The following is a 17,164-nucleotide window of genomic DNA, read 5'->3' as shown; positions in this document are numbered from 1 at the left end:
CCTTCGCATGATCGTCCGCCATCTATGGATCGGGCGCCGGGGGATTCACAATGCCGGGCGTCTTGAACAATCGAGACATTGGATAGTATCTTCCGGACATGGACGTTCAGCGCATCTCGACCCCTGTATTGAACAGGATCGTCAAGCAGAGGCTCTCTTCCGGTGATTTGCGGTTCGATCTGACGGTCGATCAGTGGGACTTGTCACAAGGGTGGGTCGTGCGGAACGACATGCATAGCCTGACCTATCGTTTTCCCAGTCCCATACAGGGTACGGGCTGTTTCGAGGGCGATGACGGCTTTGCCGCGGACATTCCCTTCGGATCTGTGACGCTGATCCCGGCGCATATGCCGATGCGTCTGAAAGCGGCAGGAGGAACGCTGCGGCTGGGACGGCTGGAATTTGCGCCAGGCCGCTTTCCGGAGCTGGACCGGGCATTGGCGGGGATCACGCCGGGGGCACTGCGCCATTGCCTGAATATCAATTCTGGAGCTCTCGAGCAGACTTTGCTCCGGCTGATCGCGGAAACGCGGCATCAGGATCGGGTATCGGCTGCGGCGCTGGAAAGCCTCAGCGAACTCGCCAGTCTCGACGTGATGCGCTATCTGTCCAGCGTCGCCCGGCAGTCCCCTTCGCAGGCAGACAGGAGCGAGCGCCAGAAGATCATTGACGATTATATTCAGTCGCACGCGACGTTGCGGATTTCGATGGAAGAGGTGTCGGCGCTGTTCCAAATCGGCGTGCGGCAGTTTTCCCGTATTTTCAGCGCCGACATGGGCATGCCATTTTCCCATTATCTTCAGGCGGCGCGGATCAGGCGGGCAAAGGAACTGCTGGCCGCAAACAGCCTGTCGCTCAAACAGGTCGCCTATCATTGCGGCTACTCCGACCATTCGGCATTTTCGCGGCATTTTTTAGTGACCGTGGGCATGACGCCATCTGCGTATCGAGCCAGTGGGTGATGTCATTTGCTTTGAAAAGGCTATAGCTTCTGCGGACCTCCGAGCAGGCGCTCATCAGGTCCATGCGTGCGATCCATCCCCGGGCGGAATCCTTAACGGACGGGCTCCACTATGCCATCGCACGCGCCGAAGCCGATGGATCGATAGCCGCTTGCCTCCATCACGCCGCGCAGGGAGATGCGGTCGCCGTCCTCAAGGAAGGAACGGCTTTCCCCGGTGGGAAGCGCGACCGGCTCCTTGCCGCCGGACGACAATTCCATGAGGCTCCCGAAGCCATCGCGCGTGGGCGCGGAAATCGTCCCGGTACCGAGCAGGTCGCCGGATTGCAGGTTGCAGCCATTGACGCTGTGATGGGCGACCATCTGAGCCACCGTCCAGTACATGTTGCTGGCCGGACCCCGGCTCAGCAGGTGCGGGGCGATCCCTTCCTGCCGCATCCGCGCGGTGCTGATGAACGCCTCCAGCATGATCGCGAACGCGCCACCGGCCTGATCCGCTTCGTCCAGCAAATAGGGAAGCGGGGCCGGATCGCCCTCGGGCCGCGCGGGCTGGGCGATACGGAAGGGCGCGAGCGCCTCGGCCGTGACGATCCAGGGCGAAACGGTCGACAGGAAACTCTTCGAGAGGAACGGCCCCAGCGGCTGATATTCCCATGCCTGAATGTCGCGCGCGGACCAGTCGTTGAGCAGCGACAGCCCGGCGATCGCATCGGGCGCGCGGGCGATGTCGATCGGCTCGCCCAGCGGATTGCCGCTGCCGATCCAGACGCCCATCTCCAGTTCATAGTCGAGGCGTTTGCAGGGGCCGAAGACCGGGCCGCTGTCGCCGCCGCTCTGCTGGCCGACCGGCCGACGCACGGGCGCGCCGCTGGGCCGGATGGAGGAGGCGCGACCATGATAGCCGATCGGCACATATTTATAGTTGGGTAGCAGCGGATTGTCGGGGCGGAACAGCTTGCCGATGTTGGTGGCGTGATGGATACCGACATAGAAATCGGTGTAGTCGCCGATGCGCGCGGGCAGGTGCAGGGTACAATCGGCCTGCGCATGCAGCATCGGCTCGGCCGCCGCCCGCTTCGGGCTGCCTGCCTCCAGGAGCCGGGAAAGCTGGGCTCGCAGGTCGGCGCGCACGGCGGAGCCGGCGGCCAGCAGAGCGTTGAGTCCGTCGCTCGCCCCGGCGGCCAGCGCGGCGCACTCGTTCACGATCAGACCGGCCTGCGCCGCCGCCTTGAGATCGAGGATATGATCGCCGATCGCCACGCCCGCGCGCGGCGTGGCCTGCGGGGGCGAAAACATGCCGAGGGGCAGATTCTGAATGGGGAAGTCCCCATGGTCGTCAGCGCCGGAGACCCAGCTCCGCAGCCTGGGATCGTGGGTTGCATCGATCATGGGGGGCATCAGACAATCTCCGCTTTGTTAAATCCCGACCAGACGGCGTCATAGTCCATCTGCATGACCGGCGTCTCGACAGCCCAGCGCGTCGGCCGGATCACGTGACGGCTTTCGAACATGAAAGCCATGGTATCCTTGATCTTGACCGGCGCCAGATCGGCCTTGATGGCGGCGGCATAAGTGTCCTGATCCGGCCCATGGCCGTTCATGCAATTGTGCAGCGATGCGCCGCCCGGCTGGAAACCCCCGGCCTTGGCATCATAGACGCCATGGATGAGGCCCATAAACTCGCTCATGACGTTGCGGTGGAACCAGGGCGGACGAAAAGTGTCTTCGCCTACCATCCAGCGTGGTGGGAAGATGACGAAATCGCAGTTGGCCGTCCCCGGCGTGTCGGACGGCGAGGTCAGGACCGTGAAGATCGAAGGATCGGGATGGTCGAAGCTGACGGTGTTGATCGTATTGAAGCGCCGCAGGTCATAGCGATAAGGCGCAAGATTGCCATGCCACGCAACCACGTCGAACGGGGAGTGCGACAGCGATGTCTGCCAGAGGCCGCCCTGGAACTTCTGGATCAGGAGCCAGGGAAAGTCATCATCCTCGAACCAGGCCGATGGCGTCTCGAAATCGCGCGGGTTTGCAAGCCCGTTGGCGCCGATCGGCCCGAGATCGGGCAGGCGGAAGGGGGCGCCGTAATTTTCGCAGACATAGCCGCGCGCCATGTCCCCGCACAGCAGGACGCGGAAGCGCACGCCGCGAGGAACGACCGCGACCTGCTGCGGTTCGACCGTGAAGCGGCCCATTTCGGACAGCAGTTCGATCGTGCCCGCTTCAGGGACGATGAGCAGTTCGCCGTCCGCGCTGAAAAAGGCCCGGCGTTCCATCGACCGGTTCGCATGGTACAGATGGATGCCGATGCCCTCGCTCCGGGCGACGTCGCCATTGCCCGCATATGTCACCAGCCCGTCCACGAAATCGCACGCCGTTTCAGGCTGCGGCAACGGATCCCATCGCAGGCGATTGGGCGAAGGCGGCACTTCCACGAAGGGGGCCGAACGGAGCAGCACTGCCCCATCATAAGGGGTGAAGGACGGGTGCATGGCGGCCGGACGCATGCGGTAGAGCCAGCTTCGCAGATTATGCGTCCTTGGCGCGGTAAACGCCGTGCCCGACAGCTGTTCGGCATAGAGGCCATAGGGGACCTTTTGCGGGCTGTTGCGGCCCACCGGCAGAGCGCCCGGCACCGCTTCGGTCGCCACATGATTGCCGAAGCCGCTGTGCATGGGCCGGGCGTTGCCTGTTGCTGCGTCGAACGGGGGATGAAGGAGGGTCATGCTGATTGCTCGTTCGTCCTGTTTCGGGATTACCCTGTTTTCGGGATGTGCTGGCTCGTCGACGGCGGCTGCGAAGACCGGTCGGAGGCTTGCAGACTTCCCCAGGCTTTCCCGAATGATCTGGGCGCAGCTTAAGAATGACTCCGTTGATCGAGTCTGTCCAGATAAAATTACGTATTGCGTAATCAATATCTGGGAACGTAATTAAGGCGAAGTGGAAGGCGTAGAATCCGGAGATGAAATGGCCGACATGCGGGACAAGGTGCAGGCTGCCATTACCACGGCTGAGATACTCAAGGCGCTGGGACGGACAGGGGCGTTCGCGCCGCTGTCGCAGGTGGCCAAGGTCGCGGGCATGGCACCCGCCAAGGTGCACCGTTATGTGCATGCGCTGATCGAAGCCGGCCTGGCGGCGCAGGATCCGGCGACCGGCCATTACGGCCTTGGCGCGGAGATGATCGCCATGGGGGCGGCAGCGCTGGGGCGCGTGGATCTGGTCAAGGTCTCGGCCGAACCGATGGAGGCGTTGCGTGAGCGGATCGGTTCTACCTGCCTTCTGAGCGTATGGGCCAATCGCGGCCCGACGGCGGTGCGGGTGTTGCAGTCGATCTCAGCGATCACGGTCGTCACACGGTTGGGATCGGTGCTTCCGCTTCGTTCGGCGACAGGCTTGATTTTCGCGGCTTTCCTGTCGAGCGAGCAATTGCAGTTCGCGGAGGATTATGAGCAATTCCGCATGGGCGCGCTGGACCGCCAGCCCGTCGGAGAGCTGCTGTCCGAGATTCGCGAACGCCGGATGACCAACGTCAACGGCTTGCTGGTGCCGGGCATCGACGCGCTGGCGGCGCCCATTTTCGACGTCGAAGGCCGATGTGCTGCTGTTCTGTGCACGCTGGGCCCCGCGACGGCGTTCGATGCGCGCCTGGACGGGGACACGGCCATCGCCCTGCGCGCGTGCGCGGAACGCATCTCTTTCCTGCTTGGACATGACGGTGATGTTCGCAATATCTGATCGATCCTCCCCCGCCGGGGTCTTGGCCGGGCGGATCGTCGACGAATGAGCTTGCAAGGGCTTGCGCCTGCGTTTCAGCCTGAATGATGCGACCAAAATTTGGAGCGCGCTGCATTGGGTGGGATACAGCGCGCTCCAGTCCCCTAGTAGCGGGCCCGGATGCTGGCGAACAACGTTCGGCCCGGCTCGGGGAAGCCGTCGGTCAGCGTATAATAATCGTCGAACAGGTTGCGCCCGCCCACGCCGATCTCGACATGGTCGTTCAGCGCATAATCGACGCGCAGCCCGGCATTCACATAGGCCCCGGTGCGGTAATAGATTTGCGGCTGGCTTGCGGTCGTCGCGGTGAAGAGCGTCCAGCGGTTGGAGGCGAGATCCACGCTCGGAACGATATGCAGCTTTTCGACCGGCGCCCAGTCCAGATAGGCAAAGCCCTTATGCGTCGGCACGCCGGTCGGGTGGAAGAGCGGGTTGGCGGCATAGTCCAGTACCCGCTTGATCCCGGTATAGTTCACGCCCGCGTCCAGACCCGGCAGGATCGTTGCCGATACGGACAGTTCCACGCCATAATAATGGCCGCTGCCCACATTGCGGCTCTGCGTCAGGTTGGTGAGCGCGCAGCCCGGCGTGGGCATGGCGGGCGGCGTGGTCGACGCGGTGCAGGGATAGGCGGGCGTCGGTACGCCGAAGATCGCGTCGCGCACCCAGCTGTAGAACAGCGCGCCTTCCACCCGGACCGGGCCGCTGGCCCAGCTTCCGCCGATTTCCGCATTGGTGGCGCGTTCCGCCTTCAGGTCGGGATTGGGGATGGCGCTGTTGAAACGCTGGCTGAAGCGTTCGAAGATGGTCGGAAAGCGGGCGCGGGAGGAAAGGCTGGCGTGCAGCGTCAGCGCCTCGCTCGCCTGCCAGTCGAACCGGCCTTGCAGGTTCCACGTATCCGCGTCGCGGCGGGGATAATTATACAGCAGCTTCGCGCCATTGGTGCCCAGCGGAGAGCCATATTCCTCCGCCAGCTTGAGGTCGCGCCAGTCATAGCTGCCGCCCAGGGTGAAGCGGAGCGCGGGCGTGATGTGCAGTTCATTCTCCAGCGCGATGGAATAGGTGTCTTCGGTCTGCGTCTGTCTCGGTTCGGTCGTTCCCACGCCGGTCGAGGAGAAGCTGGTCTGGAACTCCACATGCTTGTCGTGGCGATAATGCCAGGCAATGCGCAGCGTGTCCGCGTCGCTGGCGCGGAAATCGAGCTGGAGCGAGCCGCCCCACGCCTTGTCCCGATAGGGGCTGTCGAAGGCATAGCCCTTGGTCTGGGTCGTCAGCGTCCGGTCGTCGAAGGAGCGCAGCATGGAATCGAAGACGTTGTAATAGGCCCGGCTCTTGAGCGTCGCACGGTCGCCCAGAGCGGTGGTCGACAGGAAATAGACGCTGTCGATGTCCCATTTCGGCCAGTCCCAGAAACGCGGCGTCGTCACCGTGTCGCTGATGTGCAGCGGCGCGCCCTTGTCGCCGGACTGGTGGGTGTAGCTGATCGCATATTCGTCCGTCGCGTTGGGGGTGAAGCCCAGCTTCACATTGCTGCGCCAGTCCCGCGTGCGGGAAAAGTCCCGCGCGCCGCCATCCTCCAGCGCCGGATTGCGGGGGGTGAAGTCATTGGGCAGGCCCCAATGATCGGTGAAGCTGCGGGCGTAGCTCGCCTGCGCGTACCATTTGTCCTGCCTCGTGCCGACCATGGCCGATGTGGAATAGCCCGCATAATCGGTGTCATTGTCGAAATTCACCATGCCGCGCACGTCGATGTCCAATGCCTTGGTCGGTTTGCGCGTGACCAGGTTGATTGCCCCGCCCATGCCGCCCGGGCCGTCGAGGACGGAGGCATAGCCCTTTGCCACCTGCACTTCGGCAATGTCGGTGGTCAGGAAGCGGCCATAGTCCAACCGGTTGTCGGCGGGCAGATAGACACGGATGCCGTCGATGGACAGCGGCACCTGAAAGCGGTCGAAGCCGCGCACGAACACCAGCCGCTCGTTGCGGGTGCCGCCGCTATTGCCCGCCGCGACGCCGGGCATCAGATTGACTGCATCGTCCAGCGCCGTGCGGCTGAAGGTGTAGATGGCATCGGAGGAAAGGGTGCTGCCGTCAATCTCTATGCCCTGGGTTTTCGGCGCGGTGACGACGATCTGGCCCAAAGAGAAGCGGTCTGACAGGTTGGCTTCGGGCGCGGCGTCGGTCTGTGCTTGCGCCATGGGCGCGAAGACTGTGCCCGCCAACAGCAGGGCTGGAGTGATACGCATGAAATTCCCCTTTTCTGGTCGTTCGACTCGCTATATCGGGTCGTATATAGCTTTGACTCCCGGAAGGAAGCCCTTGATGCCGTTTCGTGCTGTTTTCCTGCTGCCTCTTCTGCCGGCCCTGTCCTCCGTGCCCGCGCTGGCGCAGATGGAACATGCTAAGGCGCCATGCGCGACGCAGGCGGACCTGCCCGCCCCGCTTGCCGCATGGAACAAGCCCGTCCCCTTGCGGGCTGCCGCCGACCGGAAGGCGGCTGGCCGGGCCGTGCTGACGCCGGGGCAGGCGGTGGCGATGGCGCTGCTGCCGACGCCGAAGATCGCCTATCCGCTGCGCCCGGCCAAGCCCGGCGGGACGGTCAGCTATGGCGGGTTGGCCAGCTTCACCGTCCAACAGGCGGGGACATGGCGCGTGGCGCTCGGGTCGGGCGCCTGGGTCGATGTGGTGAAGGATGGCAAGGCGGCGGACTCTATTGCCCACGGCCATGGTCCGGACTGTTCGGGCATCCGCAAGATGGTCGATTATGCCTTGCAGCCGGGCAATTATACGCTTCAGGTCGCGGCCAATGGCGAGGACAGGCTGACGCTGCTCGTGACGCGCCTGCCGTGAAGCGACTGCTGTTGGCGGCGGCCCTGCTGCTGCTCGTCGCGGCGGGAAGGCCGTGGCGCTGGGATCTTCCTGCCGGCGTCGAACCGCCCACGGTCCCTGCCGACAACGCCATGAGCGCGGCGAAGGTCGAACTGGGCCGCCGTCTGTTCTACGATGCCGATCTGTCGGCCAACGGCACCATGGCCTGCGCGGCCTGCCACGAGCAGAAGCGCGGCTTTGCCGATGGCAATGCGATGCGGCCGGGCGTGCATGGCGACCCGGGGCGGCGCAATGTGCCCGGCCTTGCCAATGTCGCCTGGCGCGAACGCCTCACGATCGCCGATCCCACGATCGCGGGCCTGGAGGCGCAGGCGCTGGTGCCCCTGCTGGGCGAGCATCCGGTGGAAATGGGGATGAAGGGGTTAGAGGCGGAACTGCCGCGTCGGCTGGGGCCCGATGCCTGCTATCGCCGGATGTTCGCGCGGGCCTTTCCGGCGGCGCAGGGGCGGATCGATCTGGGCACCGTCACGGCGCCGCTGGCGGCTTTCGAGCGGACGCTGATTGCGCTCGACAGCCCCTATGACCGGTTCCGCGGCGGAGACAGTGCTGCGCTGCCGGATGCGGCGAAGCGCGGTGCGGGCTTGTTCGTTTCGCTCGGCTGCGCCTCCTGTCATGCCGGGCGGGACCTGACCGATGAGCGGTATCATCGCCTGGAACCGCCGCACGCACGCGATCCGGGCCTCAGTGAAAAGACCGGCGATGCCCGGGATGCGGGCCGCTTCCGTACGCCGCCGCTACGCAATGTCGCGATGACGGGGCCATGGTGGCACGACGGATCGGCCCGCACGCTGGAGGAAGCGGTGCGGCGGCATCGGTTGGCGCTGCCGGAAACGGCGATGCCGTTCCTGCTTGCGTTTCTCGATAGCCTGACCGACCGCACGTTCCTGACCGATCCCCGCTTTGCCATGCCGGATCGCGTCTGTGGGAAGAGGCTTTAGACCATCGCGCTCGGTTTTCGACCGATCACAAGTGGGTTTCGCTCAGGCGCCGCGCGGGCTTTACCAAGGTCCGATGAGTCAAACTCATCGCGCCTTGGTATTAGACCCCAAAACCGCCCGACACGGAAATCGTCTGTCCGGTCACATAATTGGCCCGCCGCGACGCGAAAAATACCGCTGCCTGGCCAATATCCTCCGCTTCGCCCCAGCGCTTCAGGCAAAGCAGCTTGTGCGTTTCCTCTTTCCATTTTTCATCGAACACGCCCTGCGCGGACAGTTCATGGAACATGCCCGCGTCGATCACGCCGATCAGCACGGAGTTGGCGCGGATTTCATGGCGGCCTTCCTCCTTGGCGATGCCCTTGATCAGCGCTTCGTTGATTGCCTTGGGCGCGACCGACAGACCGTCGAGCTTGGGCCACCAGTCATGTCCGGCCGACCCCAGATGCACGAAGCTGCCGCCGCCCTGCGCCCGCATATGCGGAATGAAGGCGCGCGTCGCGTTGTAGAAGCCGAACGCCTCCACCTCCACGGCCTGACGAAACTGTTCCTCAGTCCAGTCAGCCAGAGGGACCTGCGGGACCAGCGGCCCCGCGCCCCAGACAACGCTGTGGATGCGACCATGTTCGGCTATTGCGGCTTCGGCCAACGCGTCCACAGCGGCCCGGTCGCGCACATCGACCTTGTGGATGCTGGCCTTGACCCCCTGCGCCCGGATCGCCTCCGCCGTTGCCTGCGCTACATCCTCCTTGCGGTTGTAGCAGATGGCAACGGCGGTGCCGGCCTTCGCGAACTCCAGCGCGACGCCCCTGCCGATACCGCCGCTGCCGCCGAAGACAATCGCTGCGCCCTGCGGGAAATCCACCATCATCCATCTCCTATTTTAAGATGCGTATGCTTATATCAAGCATACAGCGCCTTTGAAGGATAATGAAGGATAATAATGCCGCATCGCGTAGCATAGTGGCATTTTGCTTCGAAGGTTTGGGGTCAGCCGGCGCTGTTCGTCACCGGAATGGACGCACCGTTGATCGCTCGCGATCGATCGCCGATCAGAAATGCGACGACGTCGGCGACGGCGGCAGGACTGGTCCAGTCGGACGGATCCGCATCGGGCATGTCGGCGCGATTGCGCGGCGTGTCGATGATCGAGGGCATGATCGCATTGACCCGGATCTTTCGCGGTTTCAGTTCCACTGCCAGCGCTTCGACCAGCCGCGATACGCCCGATTTCGACGCTGTATAGGGTCCCATGCCGGCCCCGGCGCTGGCCGTCGCGGCCGCGCTGACGCACAGGATGCTTGCGCCTTCGCCCATATTCGGGAGCGTCGACATGATCGTGGAAAAGGCCGTTTCGACATTGATCGAAAATAGCGACCGCCAGGTGGCAAGGCTGCTGTCCTGCACCGGCACCCATTCAAAGCCGCCGACCAGATGGACGAGGCCATCCACGCCGCCCAGCTTCGCGCGGGCCTCCTCCACCGCCCGGGCGGCGAGGGTCGGATCGGCCAGGTCCTCGGCGACGCATTGATGGACCGTTGCGGGCAGCCGATCGTCGGTCAGGCGGTCGATCCCCGCCACGGCATGGCCAGCCTCCACCAGTCCCCGGGCTACGGCATTGCCCAGCACCCCCGCGCTCCCCGTCACGATGATGCGTTTGCTCTGTCCAGTCATCTTCACTCCCTTTCGATTGTCCTGTTGGGGCCTAGGGAGCATGTTTTCGAAAATCCGGCAAGGCGGTTGCAAAAGGATCGTCACGCTAGCCCGTTCCGGTCCATGAATTGATCCTTTTCGACGGGCAGGGTCATGGACCGGCGCAAAGGGCTGGGCTATGCGGGGGCCAAGGGGCGGGGGATGCAAAGGCGATTTCACACTCAACAAGCTTCGGCTGCACAGGGATTGTGCAGCCGAAGAGTCGAGGGATGGACATCGACCCCGGATCGTTCCGTGATCGAACATCGCGCTTTCGGATTTAGCGGGAAACGCTGGTCCCATCATCTTTCCAGCAGGCAAAAGGATCGTCAGATGATCTCCTCTCCTCCTTCCGGCGACCCTTTCGGTGCAGAACATGAGGCACTGCTCTCGGCCCTGCGGCGGCGCCTGCGGGCTGCCGGATGGACGCAGGCCGAGATGGCGGAAAAGCTGGGCGTTGGCACCGCAACGGTCAAGAGATGGCTGCATGGCAAGGGCATCAGCCTGCGCACCCTGTCGCAGCTTTGCGCGCTCGCCAATATGACGCTGACCGAACTTGCCGAACATTGTGCCGTGGAAAGCCGCCCAGACGACCGGTTGACGCTCGCGCAGGAAAAGGCGCTGACGGCCAGTCCGGACCTGTCGACGGTCTTTTTCGTGATCGTCAACGGCTGGCCCGTGTCGGAGGCGGAGGCGGGTTTCGGCATCCCGCCCGAACAGATCGTCCATTATGTCGAACGGCTGGAACGGCTGGCCCTGGTCGACCGCTTGCCCGGAGGGCGGCTGCGGGCGCGGCTCGACCCGGCGCATGTCTGGCGACGCGAACCCATGCGGCGGCATTTCGAAAAGCATATGAAGCATCTTTTCTTCAAGCTCGACTATGGCAATCCCGCGACGATTTTCGGGGTTGAGACACTGAAACTTTCGCCGGTGGGCGTGGCGCGGGTCGCCGAACGGATCGAGCGCTTTCGCGGCGAACTGCGCGACATCGCGCAGGAAGATCGCCGCGCCAGTGTTCTGCCGGGCGAATGGCATGCGATCTTGGCAGTGGCCTGTCCGACCGCACCGTCCAAGTCCTGATCAGCGAAGTCGGCTCTTGACGTATCGATTGTTTCGATACACGCTGCATTTAAATAGAGAAGAGGCCGCGAGAATAGAGATATGCGGCGCGAAATGCGTTGAGAGGATGCAAGAAGGAAGTGTCTCGCGGCGGACTGGCCGTAGCGCAAAGACTTCCGGCCTGCGTCGAAAAATGGGATAATGGCGGCAAACCGCCAGGCGTCCGGTCGTGATTGCCGACAGGTGGTCGCAGGCCGGGCGAGGGACCGGGTTCCATCAAAGGGACCGGCCTGTTCGAGGGATGGCATCGCCTCATGAGGAGAGGGGATTGCCATGCGTTTATGTGTTGCCGTTGTTCTGGCCGGCGTGTCCGCATTGGCCGCGACGACAGCCTTGGCTCAAGTGCCAGCGTTACAGCGGGCGGAGGAGCCTCAGTCGACTTCCGCACAGGGGCAGCTTGCGGACATCATCGTGACCGCGCAACGGCGCGAGGAAAGCCTGCAAAATGTGCCTGTTGCCGTCACTGCGATCGGCGCGGAGCAACTGGATCAACTGCGCGTCACCAATGTCCGCGCCCTCGCCGGCATTGCGCCCAACCTTCAGATCAACACGCAGGGGCTGCAATCCAATCCGACCATCATCATTCGCGGCGTGGCGTCGGGCACGTCGAACAATGCGGTCGATCCCAAGGTCGGCATCTATCTGGACGGCGTCTATATCGGGCGCACGGTGGGATCGGTCTTCGACCTGTCCGACATACAGCGCGTCGAGGTGCTGCGCGGGCCGCAGGGGACGTTATTCGGGCGCAATGCCACCAGCGGCGCCATCAGCCTGACGACCGCCGCGCCTTCGGGTGAGTTCGGCGTTCGTGGATCGGTGTCCTACGGCAATTATGATGCAAAACGGGGCAAGGTTTCGGTGGACTTGCCGTCCTTCGGGCCGCTGTCGCTCAAATTCTCCTATCTGCATGACGATATTCGGGGCGATTACCGCAATCTGATCGGCGGCAGCACCATTGATTTCAGCCAGATCGACCCCTCTTTCGGCAAGCAGCGCATCGTCAAGCGGTTGGGCGGGCGCAATGTCGATGGCGTGGGCGTCGCCGCGCGGCTGGATCTGGGCGGGCTGACCGCCGACTATCGGTTCGACTATACGGACGCGCGGTCCAGCGGTCGCGCCATCCAGAGCCGGGGCGTCATCCCAGACAGTTCGGGCGCGCTGCTGTCGCCGATCATCGCCTTTCAGCCGCTGTTCGGGGGCATCACCAATATTTCGCCCGATCGCCTCGCGACCGTCGCCAATGCGTCGAGCATCGAACGGGTCGTGACCCAGGGGCACAGTCTGACGCTCAGTTATCCTGTGAACGATGCCGTCACCCTGAAGAGCATCACGGCCTATCGCAAGTTCCGGCAGGACCCCAATATCTACGATCTGGCGGCGAGCGGCGGCCTTAAATTCACCACCGCGCAATTGCAGGCGCTGCTGGTCGGCGATGTCGCTGCGGTGATGGACCCCGCCAATGCGCCGGGGCCGAACGATTCCCTTTTCTCGCTGATGACCGCGCGGTCGACCCGGCAGAAGCAGTTCAGCCAGGAATTTCAGGTGCAACTTACGTCCGATACGGTGGACCTGACGGCCGGACTGTTTTACTTTCACGAAAATTCGCCTGCAAACGACTATCTGGGCATTTTCCAGCCCGTCGCCGATGGGGTAGTGATCGATATGGCAACGGTCGGCCTGATCGCCGGACTGCCGGTGGGGCAATTGCCCTTCGATCTCAATGGCGACGGGGTGATCAATGCCGCCGACAGCAATCCCTCGCTGGCCAGCCTGTTCGGCAGCGGTATGACCCGCACGCGCGCGATCAACGACAGCTATGCCGCCTATGGGCAACTGACCTGGCATTTGACCGACACGCTCGATGTCACGGGCGGGCTGCGCTACACCAAAGACAAGCGCGAGAACCGCATTTACGAGGTTTCGGGTGGGCAGGGCGGCCAGCTCGGCGTCGGAGATTACAAGGTTGATTATAAGAAAGCGACCTGGGCGGCGATCCTGACCTGGCGCCCGACCCAGCGCGTGACCGCTTATGGCAAGATATCGACCGGCTATGTCGCGGGCGGCATATTGAGCGGTATTCCCTACAGGCCCGAAACCCTGACCGCTTATGAACTGGGCCTCAAGACCCAGACTCTGGGCAACCGGCTGCGCACGAACATTGCGCTTTTCTATAGCGATTACAAGAATCTCCAGACCCAGAATTTCATCAATGGCCGCCAATTCTTCAACAATGCGGGCAAGGCCGACATCAAGGGCTTCGAAATCGAGACCGATTTCGTGCCGATGCGCGGCCTGACGCTGAGCGGCAATCTCAGCTACACCGATTTCGGCTATAAGAGTTTTATCCTGAACGGCGTCGACGTGGCGGATGTGGCCCGCACCACCTTCGCGTCGAAATGGCAGGGGCGCGCATCGATTCAATATGATGCGCCGGACATGGCGATGGGCGGTCATGTGTCGGGACGGGTCGACGGTCGCTATCGCAGCCGTTTGCCGCTGGTGTCGACGCCCTTCTACGATTTGCAGGGCAATGTCGCCGCGCTCAACCAATATGCCTATCAGAAGGGTTTCTGGGTGGTCGACGGCCGCGTCGGCTGGGTCGACATGCCGCTGGGCGGCGCGAAAGCGTCACTGTCGCTGTTCGGCCAGAACCTGTTCAACAAACATTATACGGCTTTCGGCTCGCCCGTCCTGCAACTGGTGGCGAGTTATGATCGCGGACGAACATATGGCGTCGAACTGGGCTTTGCCTTCTGACGCTGGTTTTTTTGAGGGAAAATGACAGGAGAGCGAAAAATGGAAAACGACATTGCCGCACGCGTGAGCAGCGCCGATTTTGCCTATTATAATGGCGGGGAATCGCCGCACAGGACTGAAAGTTCCGTGCTGATCAGTTCGTCGCCCTATCTCAATCATCCGCAATTGCGGTCCCTGATCGCGCAGGAGATGTTGCGGCGCAATGGGGCGGAACTGCCCAATACCGCCTATATCCCGGATGTCGTGAAAATATTGATGGAACTGGAGAATTGGCCGCGCATATTCCAGCTCTTCGAGGAAGAAAAGGTGCGCCTGCCGGAATTCAAGGCTTGGCTGGAGGGGCGCAAGATATCGCTGTTCCGGAAGGAGGAACTGGAAGGGGCCAAGCCGGGGACGCTTCGTGCCGTGATCTATGACTTTGTGGTCAACAGCGGTTATAATATGGATCATTTCTTCCAGGGCATGGAAATCAAGACCGATTTCGATTTCTATATGAAGGAGCGAACCCATACCCATGACATCGAACATATGATCACGGGTTTCGAAACCAATCATGCCGGCGAAATCGCGTTGCTTGCCGCTAACATGCGGGCGATCTACAGATATTTCGTTCCAGAACTAGCGTCCTTTTTCAACCGGGTGAGCGCCTATCTGCGCGCCAAGACCATGATGAAGAGCGGCCTGTTCTATCCCGAAGCGGTGAAGATTGAACTGGATGCGGAAGACATTGGGGCCGCCCAGGGTCGGAACTGGAAATATCCTTTGTTCATCGTACCCTATCGGGACTATCTCGACTGGCAGGTGACGGATATTCGCGAGGAACTGGGCATCACCAATCCGCCTACGCCGGGCGAATGGGCCTGGACCAATTCGGTCAGCGAAGACCCGCGTCCCGGCCACGCCATGGCGGCGGAGTGACGGTGAAGCCATCCCGGCGCTGGTTGGCGGCGCCGGGATGGCTCCTCAATCTTATACCAAGGCGCGATGAGTGTGACTCATCGGATCTCGGTAAAGCGCGCCTGAGCGAAACCCACTTGTGATCGGTCGAAGACTGAGCGCGATGATATTAGGCAGTCGCATGCGTGCGCCGCAAACGGAGGGAAGGGCGAACCGATCCGCCCTTCCCGTTCCTTATTCCGCCGCCTCGAGCGCGGTTGCGTTGTTCGCCGCCGCCGTCGGAACCAGATATTCGCCTGGCCGTGCGCCGGTATAGGCGCTTCCGTCGAAGGTCTTGACCCCGTTCACCAAGGTCAGCCGCATCGGCGCGGGCGGGCGGGTGAAGCGCCAGGTGGTGCCCCCTTCGCCATCGGGTACGTCGAAGCGCTTTTCCATATTGCGATAGGCGATTTCATCCAGGTCGAACACCGCAATGTCCGCGCGGCGGCCGACCTTGATCTCTCCTGTGTCATGCAGACCGAAGAAATTGGCGAGCTTTCCGGTCTTCACATGGATGGCCTGTTCCAGCGTGAGCCGTCCATCCTTCACATATTGAGTGAAGAGCAGGATATTCTCGCCGCCGCCGCACAGCATTTGCAGATGCGCCCCGGCGTCGGAGATATTGCCGACGGTCTTGGGGTCGAGCATCAGGTCGACGGTCAGATCCTCATCCTTGGGGAAGGGGGCCATGTGCACGGTCGACTTGGTGCCATTCTCCAATATCCACTGCGCCATCGCATCGGACCGGTGCAGCCCGCGCGCATCGGCAAATTCCTTCAGCGTGCCGCCCACCGGTCCCGCGCCATTTTCGCTGTCGAGCAGGAAGAGGTCCTGGGGATTGTTCATCGGCGAATGCGGCCAGGCTTTGGCGTCCCAGCTTTCCCGCGCCCGTGCCCGCCAGTCGGGATCGGCCAGCAGTCGTGCTTTCTCTTCATGCGTTTCGGCCAGCACCACTTCATGCCAGACATAATCGTTGGACTGGGCGAAGATCAGCGACTTGACGAGGCTGAGCGTGCTGGTCGGCGACACATGGGCATAACCCGGCCAGATATCGACGCCCTCGGCCTTCAGGCGCGCCATCGTCTCTTGCAGTTTCGGCAGGATGTCCCGCTGGAAGTGCAGCGTCGGAATGCCGCCCGCCACCTGAATGCGAATGGCGCGGCCCTTCAGCAGCCGGCCCAGCCGTTCCAGGCTTTCCGGCCCGGTCTTGCGCATGAAGGTATCGATGATGACCTGATAGGTGGTGCCCGGGTAGCGCTCCATCACCGCGAACAGCGCCTCGAACTCGGCATCGTCGGCCAGCAGGGTCGGGATGGCGCGGTCGTCGCCGTCATGGTCGTGCAGATTGTCCGACATGCCCAGCGCACCGGCCGCCAGCGCGTCGTCCAGCAGTTCGGCCATGCGGGCGATTTCCGGCGCCGTGGCGGCGCGATCCCACGCCTCTACGCCCATGGTGGCAAGCCGCAGCGCGATATGGCCGACAAAGGCGGAATAATTGGCGGGCAGGCTGATGTTGCGGGCCATGGATGCCTTATATTCCGACCATTTCTCCCAGTCCCAGGGGACGTGCTGGAGGAAGGGCTTCAGCGGAATATCCTCAAAGAAGGAGAAGATTTTGATCATCTCCAACTGCGCGGCCTTTTCCTTTGACAGCGGCGCGGCGGAAAAGCCGCAATTGCCCAGGATCACCGTGGTTGCGCCATTGCCTGGCAGGGGGTCCAGATCCGGCTGCCACCACATCGTCGCGTCATAATGGGTGTGGCTTTCGATAAAACCGGGCGTCACATAGCAGCCGCCGGCATCCACCACTTCCTCGCCGGGGGCGGGGGCAAGGTGGGCGCCAATCTCGGCGATGCGACCACGCGCGATGCGTACGTCGGCGGCATAGCCCTTGGCGCCTGTACCGTCGATCACCGTGCCGCCACGGATCAGCATATCGGTCATGTCTCTCTCCTCTTGGGGGTTGCTGTTCCCTCGATGCTCAAAACCTGCATCTGTCCCGCGGGAATCCCGGCGGTCGTGCTTGGGGAAAGGCTACTCTTCCAGGGCGGTGGGAGCGATGACGAACTTTGGGAGAGGATCGGGACATGATCCA

Annotated in this window: 13 protein-coding genes; 7 read left to right on the top strand and 6 right to left on the bottom strand. The window is 62.8% G+C overall.

Translation table 11 applies throughout. The annotated features are described in order from the left end of the window. The first annotated feature begins 98 nt into the window (after positions 1–98). Complete coding sequence (locus tag F7P65_RS18350) at positions 99–962, top strand: AraC family transcriptional regulator (protein ID WP_150294307.1); 864 nt, start codon at positions 99–101, stop codon at positions 960–962. A gap of 92 nt (positions 963–1,054) precedes the next feature. On the opposite strand, the gene fahA is transcribed toward F7P65_RS18350, so the two are convergent. Then, a complete protein-coding gene (fahA, locus tag F7P65_RS18345; protein ID WP_205452161.1) occupies positions 1,055–2,359 on the bottom strand; it encodes a fumarylacetoacetase in 1,305 nt (434 codons plus the stop codon). Further along, on the bottom strand, positions 2,359–3,687 hold the full coding sequence (gene hmgA, locus F7P65_RS18340; RefSeq protein WP_205452158.1) for a homogentisate 1,2-dioxygenase: 1,329 nt from the start codon (positions 3,685–3,687) through the stop codon (positions 2,359–2,361). The genes fahA and hmgA overlap by 1 nt, the downstream gene beginning before the upstream one ends. A 241-nt stretch (positions 3,688–3,928) precedes the next feature. Here hmgA and F7P65_RS18335 point away from each other — a divergent pair, with 241 nt between their 5' ends. Beyond that, positions 3,929–4,699, top strand: a complete 771-nt coding sequence (locus F7P65_RS18335) for an IclR family transcriptional regulator (RefSeq protein ID WP_150294304.1) — start codon at positions 3,929–3,931, stop codon at positions 4,697–4,699. A gap of 143 nt (positions 4,700–4,842) precedes the next feature. Here the strand turns inward: F7P65_RS18335 and F7P65_RS18330 are convergent, their stop codons facing one another. Continuing rightward, positions 4,843–6,984 carry a TonB-dependent receptor plug domain-containing protein gene (locus F7P65_RS18330; protein WP_150294302.1) on the bottom strand — a complete coding sequence of 714 codons (2,142 nt, stop codon included), beginning with the start codon at positions 6,982–6,984 and terminating at the stop codon, positions 4,843–4,845. A gap of 76 nt (positions 6,985–7,060) precedes the next feature. On the opposite strand from F7P65_RS18330, the gene F7P65_RS18325 reads away from it, so the two are divergent. Then, positions 7,061–7,588, top strand: a complete 528-nt coding sequence (locus F7P65_RS18325) for a hypothetical protein (protein ID WP_150294300.1) — start codon at positions 7,061–7,063, stop codon at positions 7,586–7,588. Beyond that, a complete protein-coding gene (locus tag F7P65_RS18320) occupies positions 7,585–8,565 on the top strand; it encodes a cytochrome-c peroxidase (protein WP_150294297.1) in 981 nt (326 codons plus the stop codon). Before F7P65_RS18325 ends, F7P65_RS18320 begins: the two co-directional genes overlap by 4 nt. Positions 8,566–8,665: 100 nt before the next feature. Here the strand turns inward: F7P65_RS18320 and F7P65_RS18315 are convergent, their stop codons facing one another. Both F7P65_RS18315 and F7P65_RS18310 read right to left on the bottom strand, forming a co-directional pair. Continuing rightward, on the bottom strand, positions 8,666–9,436 hold the full coding sequence (locus F7P65_RS18315) for an SDR family NAD(P)-dependent oxidoreductase (protein WP_205452156.1): 771 nt from the start codon (positions 9,434–9,436) through the stop codon (positions 8,666–8,668). A 119-nt stretch (positions 9,437–9,555) separates the two neighbouring features. After that, the gene (locus F7P65_RS18310; protein WP_150294295.1) at positions 9,556–10,239 is read right to left on the bottom strand and encodes an SDR family oxidoreductase; all 684 of its coding nucleotides are present in this window, start codon (positions 10,237–10,239) and stop codon (positions 9,556–9,558) included. A gap of 351 nt (positions 10,240–10,590) precedes the next feature. Between F7P65_RS18310 and F7P65_RS18305 the strand changes: the two genes are divergently transcribed. The 3 genes from F7P65_RS18305 (at position 10,591) to F7P65_RS18295 (ending at position 15,051) form a co-directional block, all read left to right on the top strand. Further along, positions 10,591–11,337, top strand: coding sequence for a helix-turn-helix domain-containing protein (locus F7P65_RS18305; protein WP_150294293.1), 747 nt, complete (start codon positions 10,591–10,593; stop codon positions 11,335–11,337). Positions 11,338–11,649: 312 nt separating this feature from the next. Continuing rightward, the gene (locus tag F7P65_RS18300) at positions 11,650–14,133 is read left to right on the top strand and encodes a TonB-dependent receptor (protein WP_150294291.1); all 2,484 of its coding nucleotides are present in this window, start codon (positions 11,650–11,652) and stop codon (positions 14,131–14,133) included. A 39-nt stretch (positions 14,134–14,172) separates the two neighbouring features. Continuing rightward, positions 14,173–15,051 (top strand): Coq4 family protein, encoded by an 879-nt coding sequence (locus tag F7P65_RS18295; RefSeq protein WP_150294289.1) that lies wholly within the window; start codon positions 14,173–14,175, stop codon positions 15,049–15,051. Between the two features lie 213 nt (positions 15,052–15,264). Here the strand turns inward: F7P65_RS18295 and F7P65_RS18290 are convergent, their stop codons facing one another. Next, a complete protein-coding gene (locus F7P65_RS18290; RefSeq protein ID WP_150294287.1) occupies positions 15,265–17,013 on the bottom strand; it encodes an N-acyl-D-amino-acid deacylase family protein in 1,749 nt (582 codons plus the stop codon). Positions 17,014–17,164: the final 151 nt, after the last annotated feature.

Source organism: Sphingobium estronivorans, assembly GCF_008692605.1.
GTDB lineage: Bacteria > Pseudomonadota > Alphaproteobacteria > Sphingomonadales > Sphingomonadaceae > Sphingobium > Sphingobium estronivorans.
Note: the sequence above shows the minus strand (reverse complement) of the source record. Positions and strands in the feature narration are given on the sequence as shown.

Bases quoted from the DNA above. Each gene is read 5' to 3' on its own strand.
- F7P65_RS18350 (WP_150294307.1), top strand. From the start codon at position 99: ATGGACGTTCAGCGCATCTCGACCCCTGTATTGAACAGGATCGTCAAG.
- F7P65_RS18295 (WP_150294289.1), top strand. From the start codon at position 14,173: ATGGAAAACGACATTGCCGCACGCGTGAGCAGCGCCGATTTTGCCTAT.
- hmgA (WP_205452158.1), bottom strand. From the start codon at position 3,687: ATGACCCTCCTTCATCCCCCGTTCGACGCAGCAACAGGCAACGCCCGG.
- fahA (WP_205452161.1), bottom strand. From the start codon at position 2,359: ATGCCCCCCATGATCGATGCAACCCACGATCCCAGGCTGCGGAGCTGG.
- F7P65_RS18315 (WP_205452156.1), bottom strand. From the start codon at position 9,436: ATGATGGTGGATTTCCCGCAGGGCGCAGCGATTGTCTTCGGCGGCAGC.
- F7P65_RS18310 (WP_150294295.1), bottom strand. From the start codon at position 10,239: ATGACTGGACAGAGCAAACGCATCATCGTGACGGGGAGCGCGGGGGTG.
- F7P65_RS18305 (WP_150294293.1), top strand. From the start codon at position 10,591: ATGATCTCCTCTCCTCCTTCCGGCGACCCTTTCGGTGCAGAACATGAG.
- F7P65_RS18300 (WP_150294291.1), top strand. From the start codon at position 11,650: ATGCGTTTATGTGTTGCCGTTGTTCTGGCCGGCGTGTCCGCATTGGCC.
- F7P65_RS18330 (WP_150294302.1), bottom strand. From the start codon at position 6,984: ATGCGTATCACTCCAGCCCTGCTGTTGGCGGGCACAGTCTTCGCGCCC.
- F7P65_RS18290 (WP_150294287.1), bottom strand. From the start codon at position 17,013: ATGACCGATATGCTGATCCGTGGCGGCACGGTGATCGACGGTACAGGC.
- F7P65_RS18325 (WP_150294300.1), top strand. From the start codon at position 7,061: ATGCCGTTTCGTGCTGTTTTCCTGCTGCCTCTTCTGCCGGCCCTGTCC.
- F7P65_RS18335 (WP_150294304.1), top strand. From the start codon at position 3,929: ATGGCCGACATGCGGGACAAGGTGCAGGCTGCCATTACCACGGCTGAG.